Annotated in this window: 12 protein-coding genes; 5 read left to right on the forward strand and 7 right to left on the reverse strand. The window is 65.4% G+C overall.

Annotation, left to right across the window (positions count from 1 at the left end; all coding sequences use genetic code 11):
• Positions 1-265 precede the first annotated feature (265 nt).
• Positions 266-871: a TetR/AcrR family transcriptional regulator gene (locus tag D4754_RS04975; protein ID WP_121061821.1), complete on the reverse strand. Its 606-nt coding sequence runs from the start codon at positions 869-871 to the stop codon at positions 266-268.
• Between the two features lie 121 nt (positions 872-992).
• Here D4754_RS04975 and D4754_RS04980 point away from each other — a divergent pair, with 121 nt between their 5' ends.
• The gene (locus D4754_RS04980) at positions 993-1457 is read left to right on the forward strand and encodes a (2Fe-2S)-binding protein (protein WP_121061822.1); all 465 of its coding nucleotides are present in this window, start codon (positions 993-995) and stop codon (positions 1455-1457) included.
• A 3-nt stretch (positions 1458-1460) separates the two neighbouring features.
• Entirely contained in the window at positions 1461-3698 is a 2238-nt protein-coding gene (locus D4754_RS04985) for a xanthine dehydrogenase family protein molybdopterin-binding subunit (protein WP_121061823.1), read from the forward strand.
• A 155-nt stretch (positions 3699-3853) separates the two neighbouring features.
• Here the strand turns inward: D4754_RS04985 and D4754_RS04990 are convergent, their stop codons facing one another.
• From D4754_RS04990 to D4754_RS05000, 3 genes are all read right to left on the reverse strand, one after another.
• Complete coding sequence (locus D4754_RS04990) at positions 3854-4714, reverse strand: gamma-glutamyl-gamma-aminobutyrate hydrolase family protein (RefSeq protein ID WP_121061824.1); 861 nt, start codon at positions 4712-4714, stop codon at positions 3854-3856.
• Between the two features lie 141 nt (positions 4715-4855).
• On the reverse strand, positions 4856-5278 hold the full coding sequence (locus tag D4754_RS04995; RefSeq protein ID WP_121061825.1) for a GlcG/HbpS family heme-binding protein: 423 nt from the start codon (positions 5276-5278) through the stop codon (positions 4856-4858).
• A 103-nt stretch (positions 5279-5381) separates the two neighbouring features.
• On the reverse strand, positions 5382-7523 hold the full coding sequence (locus D4754_RS05000) for a malate synthase G (RefSeq protein ID WP_121061826.1): 2142 nt from the start codon (positions 7521-7523) through the stop codon (positions 5382-5384).
• Positions 7524-7842: 319 nt separating this feature from the next.
• Here D4754_RS05000 and D4754_RS05005 point away from each other — a divergent pair, with 319 nt between their 5' ends.
• From D4754_RS05005 to arsJ, 3 genes are read left to right on the forward strand one after another with little or no spacing between them, the layout of a single operon-like run.
• Positions 7843-8682, forward strand: coding sequence for an arsenate reductase/protein-tyrosine-phosphatase family protein (locus tag D4754_RS05005; RefSeq protein ID WP_121061827.1), 840 nt, complete (start codon positions 7843-7845; stop codon positions 8680-8682).
• Positions 8679-9677 (forward strand): ArsJ-associated glyceraldehyde-3-phosphate dehydrogenase, encoded by a 999-nt coding sequence (locus tag D4754_RS05010; protein WP_121061828.1) that lies wholly within the window; start codon positions 8679-8681, stop codon positions 9675-9677. The genes D4754_RS05005 and D4754_RS05010 overlap by 4 nt, the downstream gene beginning before the upstream one ends.
• A gap of 29 nt (positions 9678-9706) precedes the next feature.
• The gene (gene arsJ / locus D4754_RS05015) at positions 9707-10948 is read left to right on the forward strand and encodes an organoarsenical effux MFS transporter ArsJ (protein WP_121061829.1); all 1242 of its coding nucleotides are present in this window, start codon (positions 9707-9709) and stop codon (positions 10946-10948) included.
• Positions 10949-11012: 64 nt separating this feature from the next.
• On the opposite strand, the gene D4754_RS05020 is transcribed toward arsJ, so the two are convergent.
• The 3 genes from D4754_RS05020 to D4754_RS05030 form a co-directional block, all read right to left on the reverse strand.
• Positions 11013-11720, reverse strand: coding sequence for a helix-turn-helix transcriptional regulator (locus D4754_RS05020; RefSeq protein WP_121061830.1), 708 nt, complete (start codon positions 11718-11720; stop codon positions 11013-11015).
• Positions 11720-12088 (reverse strand): VOC family protein, encoded by a 369-nt coding sequence (locus tag D4754_RS05025; RefSeq protein ID WP_121061831.1) that lies wholly within the window; start codon positions 12086-12088, stop codon positions 11720-11722. Before D4754_RS05025 ends, D4754_RS05020 begins: the two co-directional genes overlap by 1 nt.
• A 166-nt stretch (positions 12089-12254) precedes the next feature.
• Entirely contained in the window at positions 12255-12446 is a 192-nt protein-coding gene (locus D4754_RS05030; protein WP_121061832.1) for a hypothetical protein, read from the reverse strand.
• Positions 12447-12758 lie beyond the last annotated feature (312 nt).

Genomic DNA, 12758 nt, shown 5'->3' on the forward strand with positions numbered 1-12758 from the left:
GAAAATATTCGGCACCCGTCCAGTTAGGTCTTTGGCCCAGCTAGGCCATAGCGCCATCCAAAAAGACCTGAGAAAACTTATCGATCGCCCACCCTCGGCGCTACCATTCATGCACGCACTCCTCCGGCCCCGTACCACCCCATTTTCCGTGTCAAAGCACGACAAGATCGATGTTTCTTGAAGGTTTCCGAATCGAAACCTTAACATCACAACTTTATGTTGAATGTTTTTGACTGCGTTGAACAGTATGGAATTCAACCATAAATCACTTTTCCTGCAGCGTGTTGCAGGCGACGAGCCCCGTGCCCACAAGTCTGGCCAGTGCATCCAGAAGCGTGACGTAGGACTCATAATCCTCGGCTGCATACTTCATCCCCTTCAGCGCGGCGGTGATCGTCCGCGCCACGGCCCGGGGTGGGGATGCCAGGGCCAGCCGCCCATGGTCCGCTCCCTGCCGCAGCCACGCCTCGTACAACCCGGTCAGCGTCTCCTCGCCCCGGGACAACAGATCCATTGATGTCTGCGAGCTCGCTTCGAACAGCTCAAGGCCGTGAGGCGAGCGCATCAGAAGCTCCATCATCTCGCCCCCCTGCACCCGGAAGGCCGCGGCGAGCGTCTCCTGCGGGGGCCGGTCGGGGGCTGCGAACAGTTCGGCCCGCAGGGCATCCGCGTTCGCGGCGTAGAAGGCCTCGATCAGCGCACGGAAGATGTCTTCCTTGTTGCGGTAATGCAGGTACAGCGCCGGGCGCGACATGCCCGCCCCGCGCGCTATGTCGTCCATCGACGTCTTGCGGAACCCGTAGGCCGCGAACGCCTGTATCGCTGCCTGCAGGATCGCCTGCCGCCGCGGATCTGTGGTATCATCACGCATTCGTGTCCCTCGTTCGTCTGACCTGACACTATTGCCAGACTTTGTCAAATTACAGATTGACATATTACCGCAAAATTGTCAGTCTCGGATCATCTTCAGGATACCCGGATGGAGGACGTCCATGGCACGAACGCTGACGATCAACGGAACCCGGCACAAGGTCGATCTTCCCGACGAGGTGCCACTGCTGTGGGTCCTGCGAGACGAACTGGGGCTGACCGGCACCAAGTACGGCTGCGGTGTCGCGGCCTGCGGTGCCTGCACGGTTCACGTCGACGGGGTTGCCATGCGCAGCTGCCAGTTGCCGCTGGGGTCCGTCGACGGGGCCGTGACCACGATCGAAGGCCTCGGCACGCCGGGGGCTATGGCCGCGATCCAGAACGCGTGGGTCGAACATCAGGTCGCGCAATGCGGCTACTGCCAGTCGGGCCAGATCATGCAGGCCGCGGCGCTGCTGGCGGATACGCCCCAGCCTTCGGACGATGACATCGACGCGGCGATGCAGGGCAACCTGTGCCGCTGCGCCACCTATCCCCGTATTCGCGCCGCGATCCACAGCGCCGCCGCCAAGATGAAGGAGGCCTAATCCATGTCCCGCATCGGAAAAATCGCTCGCCGGACGTTCCTTGTCGGGTCCGCCGCCGTCGTCGGCGGCGTGGCCTTCGGGGCCTACTACATCAACCGCCCCGCCCCGAACCCGCTGCAACCGGCCGAAGGTCAGGCCGTGCCCAACCCCTTCGTCGTCGTCGATCAGGATGGCGTGACGCTCGTCGCGCCCCGGGCCGAGATGGGACAGGGCGTGCACACGACATGGGCCGCGCTGATCGCGGAGGAACTGGATGTCGATCTGGCGCAGGTCCGCGTGATCCACGGCCCCGCCGCTGCCGCCTATTACAACACGGCGATGATGGGCGCGCTTATCCCCGGCAAGAAATACGAGATGTCGGGCTTCACCCACGGGCTGGCGGAGCAACTGGGCAAGGTCGGCAAGCTGATGGGCATGCAGGTCACCGGTGGCTCGACCTCGATGGTGGACGGCTTCACCCGGATGCGCGAGGCCGGCGCCTCGGCCCGTGAAACGCTGAAGGAAGCCGCGGCGCAACGGCTGGGCGTGGAGCGCAGCCGCCTGACGACCGAAGGCGGCAAGGTCATCGCCCCGGGCAATATCGAACTGACCTACGAGGAGTTGGCGCCCGACGCCGCGAAGATCGACGTGGTGACGGGTGTCGCCCTGCGCGATCCGTCGGCATGGACGATCCTTGGCAAAAGCGTGCCCCGGGTCGACATGGTCGCGAAATCGACCGGGACGGCAGGCTTTGGCATCGACGTGCGCGTGCCGGGCATGAAATTCGCCGCGCTGAAATGCAATCCCGCGCGGTCGGGCATGAACGGCTTCGACGCGACACAGGCACTGAAGATGCCGGGTGTGGAACAGGTGGTGGATCTGGGCGACGGCTTTGCGGTGGTTGCCACGAACACATGGCTGGCAATCCAGGCCGCGGAGGCCGTGGTGGCCGACTGGGAGGCCCCGACCTACCCCGCCACGACCGACGCGATCATGGCCGAGATCACCCGCACCTTCGACACCGACCCGGATTCGACCATGCGCGATGACGGTGACCCATCCACAATTCCGGCGGGCGCAACCGAGGTCAGCGCGGAATACACGGTGCCCTACCTCGCCCATGCCACGATGGAGCCGATGAACGCGACGGCCCACCTGAAGGATGGCAAGCTGACGGTCTGGTGCGGCAACCAGGCACCGATCATCGTGCAGGAAAAATGCGCCGAAGCGGCCGGTGTCCCGCAGGACGCGGTCGAGGTGAACACGACCTACCTTGGCGGCGGCTTCGGCCGGCGGGGCGATTTCGACTATGCCGTCTACGCCGCGAAGCTCGCCAGGGCGATGGAGGGCACGCCGGTCCAGCTTGCATGGTCGCGGGAGGAGGACATGTCCCGCGACTTCTACCGCCCCGCCGCCATCGCCCGGATGACGGGCGCGGTGCAGGACGGGAAGGTCGTGCTGCTGGACGGTCAGATCGCCTCGCAGGCGGTGATCCGGCAATTCATGACGCGGATCGGCATCGCGCCGATGGGCCCGGACAAGCAACTGGTCGAAGGCGCGTTCAACCAGCCCTACGGCATCCCCAACTACCGCATCCGCGGCTACGCGACCGACATGACGCTGCCCGTGGGCTCGTGGCGGTCGGTCGGCAATTCGCACAACGCGTTCTTCCACGAATGCTTCATCGACGAACTGGCCCATGCCGCGGGCGCCGATCCGCTGGAAATGCGCTACGAGCTGATCCGCGACGTGCATGCGCCCTCGGCCGGAACGCTGTCGGCCGTGCGGGAACTGTCGGGATGGACCGGCAGCACGCCGGACGGCGTCGGCCGCGGGGCGGCCTTCTGCTACAGCTTCGGCACGCCGGTGGCGATGGTGGTCGAAGTGGTGGACGAGGACGGCGCGATCCGGATCGCGAAAGCCTGGATCGCCTGCGACGTGGGCATCGCGCTGGACCCGGGGATCATCGAGGCGCAGATGACCGGCGCGATGATCTACGGCCTGTCGGCGGCCTGCACGGGCGAGATCACCTTCACCGACGGCGCGGCAGAGCAGCAGAACTTCTGGGACTACGACGCCCTGCGCATCCACAACAGCCCGTTGACACAGGTGAAGGTGCTGGAAACCAACCCCTATATGGGCGGCGCGGGCGAACCCGGCACGCCACCGTCGATGCCCGCACTGGCCAACGCGATCTTCGATCTGACCGGCAAGCGCCCGCGCTCCCTGCCCCTGTCCCACGCGTTCGACTTCGTGAGCTGAGGCCAGGTGCAATTACCAGGCGGAGAGCCGATCCCATCCGGGAGCGGCTCATTCTCCTTCAGGGACAAGGGACCCCGTTCTGACTGGGGGCCGACCGCCGCCGCAAAGCGGCAGCCGTAGGGTGCCTGGTCCCCACGCACCTTATCCCACGCACCTTATCCCGCGCGCGGCAAGGAAACCGGCTGACGTTGCCCGGCCCACGCGCGGACCGCGTCGCCGAACGCCTCGAACAACGGCCGCGACACCGGATCATTGGCGGCGTTGTATTCCGGGTGCCATTGCACCGACAGGGTGAACCCCGGCGCATCCTCTATGTAGATCGCCTCGGGCGTGCCATCGGGCGCGAAACCGTCCAGAACCACGCGCGCGCCCGGTTCGTTGATCCCCTGCCCGTGCAGCGTGTTGGTCAGGACCTCGCGCGCGCCGAACAGCTTGTGGAACGGCCCGTCAGAGCGGCAGCTCACGACATGGCGCAGGGCGAACTTTTCCTCGATCGTGCCGTCGGGTGGCATCCTGTGGTTCATCCGTCCCGGCAGGTCCCGGATTTCCGGATGCAGCGAAGAGCCCATCGCTACCGCCACCTCCTGAAACCCGCGGCAGACGCCAAAGAAGGGCTGGCCGCTTTCCACGCAGGCCCGCACCAGCGGCAGCGTGATCCCGTCGCGCGCACGGTCGAAGGCGCCGTGCGCCTCGGTCTCAGTCTCGCGGTATTCCTCCGGGTGCACGTTGGCCCGCCCGCCGGTCAGCAGGAAGCCGTCGCAGATCTCCATCAGGTCCTCGACGCAGACGAAGGACGGATCCGACGGGATCACCAGCGGCAGGCAGTCCGAGACATGGGCAATCGCCTCCGCATTCATCTTGCCGCCGGTGAAGGCCTCGTACTGATCGTTCAGCAATGTCGTGTTGCCGATGATCCCCACGACGGGCCGCCGCCCCCCGCCACCGCCGGACGACACCCCGGGCGCGGCAAGCGCATCAGGCGTGGACGGAACGGACAGGGTGGCGGAACGGGACATGATCGACCTTTCGCGGGATTTGCAGCAATCCTAAGCGTCTGACGCCCGTCAGACAACACGGCCCACCCCCGCGCCACAAGAGACAGCGCTGTGCCGCGCTGCACAAACCCGCATTCGCCCAAAAAGCGCTCAGCCCCGGCGTTACCGCTCGCCGGTCAGCCCCGCCGCGTCCAGCCCGGCCATGGCGGCATCGGCATCGTTGTCCGACGTATCGCCGCTGACACCCACCGCGCCGATGACCGAACCGTCGTCGCCACGGATCAGCACGCCGCCCGGCACAGGCGCGAAATGGCCGTCGAACACACCGGTCAGCGCCGCCGAAAAGAACGGCCGCGCCTCGGCCAGCCCGGTCAGCGCCGTGCCCGCCATGCCCATCATCACCGCCCCGTAGGCCTTGCCGTTGGCCACCTGGAAACGCCCGGGCGAAGCGCCGTCTTCCCGCTCGAACGCCACAAGGTGCCCGCCCTCGTCCAGCACCACGACAGCTAGGGGCTGAAACCCCCGCGACCGCCCTTCGGCCAGCGCCCCCTTCACGATCATCCGCGCCGCATCGATCGAAAACATGAGATCCCTCCTCCCAATTTCATTCCGCGCCCCGCCTCTCTGGTCCCAAAATACCTTCGGAGGAGCGGGAGAGGGCAGACAGCCCCCTCTTTCCGACGCCGGATCAGACCTCGGCCTTTTTCTCAAGGCGCCGCGCATGCAGCACCGGCTCGGTATAGCCCGAAGGCTGAACGCGCCCCTTGAAGATCAGATCGCACGCCGCCTGGAACGCAATCCCGTCGAAGCTGGGCGCCATCGGTTCGTAATCCGGATCGCCCGCATTCTGCTCGTCCACCTTCTCCGCCATCTTGTGCAGCGCCGTCATAACGTCCTGGGCCGAGACGATGTCGTGATGCAGCCAGTTGGCGATATGCTGGGCGGAAATCCGGCAGGTCGCGCGGTCCTCCATCAAGCCCACATCGTTGATGTCGGGCACCTTGGAACACCCCACGCCCTGATCGATCCAGCGCACGACATAGCCCAGGATCCCTTGGGCATTGTTCTCCACTTCGCGGGTGATCTGCGCCGGGCTCCACTGCTGATAGGATGCCAGCGGAATGTCCAGAACCGTGTCCACGAAGGCGCGCCGGCCCCCGGCCTTCAGGGTCTTCTGTACCGCGGCCACGTCGACCATGTGGTAATGCAGCGCGTGCAGCGTCGCCGCCGTGGGGCTGGGCACCCAGGCGCAGTTGGCGCCGGCCTGCGGATGTTCGATCTTGACCTGCAGCATCGCGGCCATCTTGTCGGGCATGGCCCACATGCCCTTGCCGATCTGGGCCTTCCCCATCAGCCCGCATTCCAGCCCGATATCGACGTTCTGGTTCTCGTACCCCGTGATCCACGCCTTCTTCTTGATGAAGTCCTTGCGGCTGAAGGGCCCGGCCTCCATCGAGGTGTGGATCTCGTCGCCCGTCCGGTCGAGAAACCCGGTATTGATGAACGCGACCCGGTGCTTCGCGGCCCGGATGCATTCCTTCAGGTTCACGGAGGTCCGCCGTTCCTCGTCCATGATGCCCAGTTTCACGGTATAGCGCGGCAGGTCGAGGATCTCTTCCACCATAGTGAAGATCTTGTCGGAAAACGCGACCTCTTCGGGCCCGTGCAGCTTCGGCTTCACCACGTAGACGGAGCCGGCCTCGGAATTTCCGCCCGCCTGTGCCAGATCGTGCATTGCGATGGCGACGGTCACCAATGCGTCGAGCAGGCCTTCGTAGATCTCGTTCCCGTCGCGGTCATAGATCGCGGGGTTGGTCATCAGGTGTCCGACATTGCGGACCAGCATGATCGCCCGGCCCTTCAGGACCAGCTCGCCCCCGTCCGGCGCTGTATAGCTCCGGTCGGGCATCAGCTTGCGCGTGACCTGCTTGCCGCCCTTTTCAAAGCTGTCCTGCAGGTCGCCCTTCATCAGGCCCAGCCAGTTGCGATAGGCCAGCACCTTGTCGGCAGCGTCGACACATGCGACCGAATCCTCGCAATCCATGATCACCGAGACGGCGCTTTCGATCGCCACGTCCGCCATGCCGGCGCGGTCGGTCTTGCCGATGGGATGATCGCGGTCGAAGATCAGTTCGACATGCAGCCCGTTGTTGACCAGCACGACGGCCTCGGGCGCGCTTGCGTCGCCGCGATAGCCTGCGAACCTGGACGGATCCACCAGCGGATGGCCGTCGCCCAGCAGCGCGCCGTCTTTGATCGTGTAGCGTGTCACGTCAACGTGGCTGGCACCATCCAGCGGGACGATATCGTCAAGGAACACCCGCACCCGCGCCACCACGCGCGCCCCGCGCCCGGTCTCGTATCCGCCGGCAGGCGGGGGTGAGCCCATGGCGTCGGTGCCGTAATAGGCATCGTACAGGCTGCCCCAGCGCGCGTTCGCGGCGTTCAACGCGTAGCGGGCGTTGGTGATCGGCACCACAAGCTGCGGCCCGGCGATGGTCGCGAATTCAGGGTCGATCTTCGTCGTCTCGATCTCGAAATCCGGGCCCTCGGGGACAAGATAGCCGATCTCCTCCAGGAAGGCCTTGTAGGCGCGGTGATCCACCGTCTTCCCGCGGCGCGTCACATGCCAGGCGTCGATCTTGTCCTGCAGCTCCTCGCGTGCATCCAGCAGGGCGCGGTTCTCGGGGCCCAGCTCGTGCACCATGCGCGACAGGCCGGCCCAGAAGACGGACGGCTCCACCCCCGTGCCAGGCAGTGCCTCACTTTCGATGAAGGCCCGCAATTCGGGGGCAACCTGCATTTCTTCAATAATCGGCCAAGTGGACATGGTCGCTTCTCTCCCTACGCATCGCACAATCGGTAGAGCATCGGCCCCCGTTCGGCAACGCATGCCACGGTATGCCCGGCCACAAGTGTTTCAAGAGGATGCAGGAAATCGGATCTTGCCCGCGGTCCGGGCACGCCTGCCGCTCCTCAGGGCAGCCCGGCGACGGGACGGCTGCACGCCGCCCGCTGCATCCGTAGGGTGCGTGGTCTCCACGCACCGTTCGCCCCATCCGGAAGACGACGCAGGGAACATTCCAAATCCCCACCAACAGCCCGCCAAAAGGGTTTGCACCATCCATTATTTTAGTTATTCATGAAGTATGCAAAAAATGATTCTCACCCAACTGACGACCCTGGGCCACGCCGAACGGCTGGAGGTCTTCCGCCTGCTGGTCCGGCGCTATCCCGACGCGGTGCCGGCCGGGGAAATCGCGGCGGTGCTGAGGATCAAGGCGCCGACGCTGTCGACCTACCTGGCCGCGCTGATGCGGGCCGACCTGATCACGCGAACACGCGCGGGCACCTCACTTCTGTACGCGGTGAACATGTCGGAAGTGCAAAGCGCCCTGAATTACCTCGTGTTCGATTGCTGCCGCGGCCGGATGGAGACGTGTTTCGACACGCTTCCGGCCCAATTGACTGGAGACACTGCCATGACCAAGTACAACGTCCTGTTCATCTGCACCGGCAACTCGGCCCGGTCGATCTTCGCGGAATCCATCCTGCGGAAGGAGGCGGGCGACCGGTTCACGGTCTATTCAGCGGGCACCAAGCCGCAGTCCGAACTGAACCCCTTCGCGCTTCAGGTGCTGAACCAGAAGGGCCACGACGTGTCGGTCCTGCGGGCCAAGAACGTGTCGGAACTGCAGGGAGAGGATGCGCCCGTCTTCGACTTCGTGTTCACCGTCTGCGACCGCGCCGCGAACGAGGACTGCCCGGCCTGGCCCGGCCAGCCCGTCAGCGCCCACTGGGGCCTGCCCGATCCGGTGAAGGCCCTAGGCACGGATGCCGAGAAAAGCCTCGCCTTCCAGCAGGCCTACGGCGCGCTGCGCAACCGGGTGCTGGCGTTCTCGGCCCTGCCCCTGGCGTCGCTCGACCGGATCTCGCTGCAACGGGCCGTGGATGACATCGGCCGCACCCATTCCGGAGAGCCCGCATGACCACCTATGCCCTCAACGGGCTTGGCCGCATGGGCAAGCTGGCGCTGCGGCCGCTGCTGGAACGTGGCGCCAACATCGCATGGATCAACGACGCGACCGGCGATCCGGAGATGCACGCGCATCTGCTGGAATTCGACACGGTCCACGGTCGGTGGGACGCCGCGTTCTCTCATGACGCGGACAGCGTGACCATCGACGGCACCCGCCTGCCCTTCATCGGCTCCAAGGACCTGTCGGCCCTGCCGCTGGACGGTGTCGACGTGGTCATCGACTGCACCGGCGTGTTCAAGACGGAAGCGAAGCTCGCCCCCTATTTCGAGGCCGGAGTGAAGAAGGTCGTCGTCTCGGCGCCCGTGAAGGACGGGAACACCGCGAACATCGTCTACGGCGTGAACACCGACAGCTACGATCCGGCCCGCCAGAGCATCGTAACGGCGGCGTCCTGCACCACGAACTGCCTCGCCCCCGTGGTGAAGGTGGTGCACGAGGCGATCGGAATCCGCCATGGCTCGATCACCACGATCCATGACGTGACCAACACCCAGACCATCGTCGACCGCCCGGCAAAGGACCTGCGCCGCGCGCGGTCGGCGCTGAATTCGCTGATCCCCACGACCACGGGCAGCGCCACGGCGATCACGCTGATCTATCCCGAACTGACGGGCCGGCTGAACGGCCATGCCGTTCGCGTGCCGCTGCTGAATGCCTCTATCACCGATTGCGTGTTCGAGATGGAGCGCGAGACGACGGTTGAAGAGGTGAACGGACTCTTCAAGGCCGCCGCCGATGGCCCGCTGAAGGGAATCTTGGGATACGAGGAACGCCCGCTCGTCTCGGCCGATTACACCAACGACACGCGGTCGAGCATCATCGACGCACCGTCGACCATGGTGGTGAACGGCACGCAGCTGAAGGTCTACGCCTGGTACGACAACGAAATGGGCTATGCCCACCGGCTGGTGGACGTGGCGCTGATGGTGGGGGCCTCGCTGTGAGCCACGCCGACACGCAGCGCCCGGAAGGCATGTCCGCCTATATCGCGGTCACGGCGGCCTACTGGGCGTTCATGCTGACCGACGGCGCGCTGCGCATGCTGGTGTTGCTGCATTTCCACATGCTGGGCTTCACGCCGATCCAGCTGGCCTACCTGTTCGTGCTGTACGAGGTCGCGGGCATCGTGACGAACCTGTCCGCGGGCTGGATCGCCGCGCGGTTCGGGCTGACCTCCACGCTTTATGCCGGGCTGATCCTGCAGGTCGTGGCACTTGTGGCACTGTCGCAGCTGGACCCGTCGTGGACCATCGGGCTGTCGGTGGCCTTCGTGATGGCCGTGCAAGGCGCGTCCGGGGTCGCCAAGGACCTTGCCAAGATGTCGTCGAAATCGGCGGTGAAGCTGTTGGCCCCCTCCGGCGACGGCGCGCTGTTTCGCTGGGTCGCGGCGCTGACGGGGTCGAAGAACGCGGTCAAGGGCGTGGGATTCCTGCTGGGCACGCTGCTGCTGGGCACCATCGGTTTCACCCATTCGGTCATCGCCATGGCCGTGGTGCTGGCGGCAATCCTGATCGCGGTGGCGCTGCTGATGCCGCCGGGCCTGCCGCGCGGCAAGAAGGGCGCCAAGTTCTCCGAGGTCTTCTCGAAAGATCCGAACGTGAACCGGCTGTCCGCCGCGCGCCTGTTCCTGTTCGGCGCACGCGATACCTGGTTCGTGGTGGGCGTGCCGATCTACTTCTACGCCGTCCTGTCGGACGGGACAGAGGACGGTAACCGCGCTGCCTTCTTCATGATCGGGACGTTCATGGCCGTCTGGATCATCGGCTACGGCGCGATCCAGGCCGCCGCGCCGAAACTGCTGCGCGCCCGCGACAAGTCGGTGGAGCAGGTCACGCGGCTGGCGCATCTCTGGGTGGGCATCCTTGCGTTGATCCCCGCGGCACTGGCCACGCTGGCCTTCATCGCCGGCGGGGTCGAGGACTGGCTGACCGTCACCCTGATCGGCGGCCTCATGGCCTTCGGCGCGGTCTTCGCGATCAATTCGTCGCTCCATTCCTACCTGATCCTCGCCTTCACCAGCGCCGCCCGGGTGACGATGGACGTGGGGTTCTACTACATGGCGAACGCGGCCGGGCGTCTGGCGGGAACGCTCCTGTCGGGCATCAGCTACCAGGTGGGCGGTCTGCCGCTTTGCCTTGGCACGGCCGCCGCGATGGCCGCCGCAAGCTGGCTCTGCGCCGGGCGCTTCACGAGCCCCGCGCGCGACTTGCCGTAGGGTGCGTGGTCCCCACGCACCGTAACGCCCGATGGTGCGTGGAGACCACGCACCCTACGCCGCCTCAGCAGTTGTTGGGCGGCCGGCGGACTTCGGCATGTTCGACCTGCGCATAGAAATCCCGCAGGGTCCTGCCCTTGATCACGGGAAAGACGGCGCCCGTGTCCTCCATCGCGGCGATGCGGTCGACGCGGAACATGCGGAAATCCTCGCGCAGTTCGCACCACGCGATCAGGGTCCAGACCTTGCCCCAGAACCACAGGCCCATGGGCTGGACCACCCGGTCCGTCAGGCGGGCATCGACGTCCGTATAGGACAGGCGAAACCGGGTGCGCGTGTCGATGGCCCGGGTCAGGACATCCAGCCTGGTCCTCACGCCATCCGTCATTTCGGGGGCGAAGGAATGCAGCTCCACCGCCCTGGCCTGCGCGCGGGCGTCGGGCGGCAGGACTTCCTCGATCTTGATCAGCGCCTCTTCGGCGGCCCGCGCCATCGAGGCCCCGCCCCACGCGCGCAGCAAGCGGGCGCCGGCCACCAGCGCCGTGATCTCGTCGCGCGAAAACATCAGCGGCGGGATGTCATAGCCGTCGTCCAGCACATAGCCGAACCCCGCCTCGCCCGAGATCGGAACACCCGTGGCCATCAGGTCGGCCACGTCGCGGTAGATGGTGCGCGGGCTGACCTCCAAAGCCTCGGCCAGCCGTGCAGCCGTGGTGCGCCGACCGCCGCGGAGATGCTGGATGATCTCGAACAGGCGGTCGGCGCGGCGCATCAGCTCTCGACGAAACCGATGGAATTGCCGTCAGGATCCTCGGCATAGAAGAAGCGGCCGTTGGGGATCGGGATCGGCGGGCTGATCACCGTGCCGCCCGCTTGTTTCACGCGTTCGGTCACGGCCTCGAGCTTGTCTGGGGCGGACAGGTGGATCGTCGGCCCCTGCCCCCGCGGTGCGGGCTTGCCGGGATAAAGATGGCCGGCCACCCCGCCATCGGCGGTCTTGAACATGGCCATCGGGTTGGGGCCGCCCTCCTCCATGTTGAATTCCATCTGCGTGACGGCGCTGTAAAAGGCCATCGCCTTGTCCATGTCGGTCACCGGGATTTCCATCCAGGCGATCGCGTTCCGGGGGGTGTAAGTCATCGGTGGGGTCCTTTCCTGTGTCCGATGACGCCTGTCTGTCACAGGGCTGCTGACAGCATCCTGTCAGCATGTGTCATCACTGCGAAGATCGCAACAAAAGGACGCCCGCCACCGGGCATCCGGGGCGGGCTTTTCCATTCAAATCCGGTTCTGCATCAGGCCGCCATCAGTTCGCGACCGTCGGGTTTTCCACGTTGGGCACCGGCGTTGCGTCAAACGGGCCGATCCCGCTGTAGGATGCGATCAGGCCCATCACGAGGACAAGCACGACGACGACGCCGATGGACAAACCAATGCCGCGCAGGGCTGGCTTGTGGCGGCGTTCTTGGCGTTTGATGTTGGTGTCGGGGGCGGACATGGGCTGTCCCTCCTATGTTTTGCTCCGGTTCAGGAACATAACGCGCGACAACTGGTTGTGTTTCATGAAAGGCAGGAAAATCCCCTGCCACACGCCTAAAGAGAAGCCCGTTGAGCCATGATCTGCCCAGGTTGCAAGGGAGCCCGAATCGCTTTCCCGAGCACACTGGCATGCCGCTCTGCGGCGAGACGAATCAGCCCGTATGAACCTATTTGGTAACCATTACGTTAAGAAAATGCGGCAGCGCAGAAACATATGCTTGCCGGGCTGTGGACGAGTTCCTACCCTATGTTTAGCTTGGCTCTCAGAAGC

The sequence above is a fragment of the Chachezhania antarctica genome, from assembly GCF_003646465.1.
Classification (GTDB): Bacteria; Pseudomonadota; Alphaproteobacteria; order Rhodobacterales; family Rhodobacteraceae; genus Chachezhania; species Chachezhania antarctica.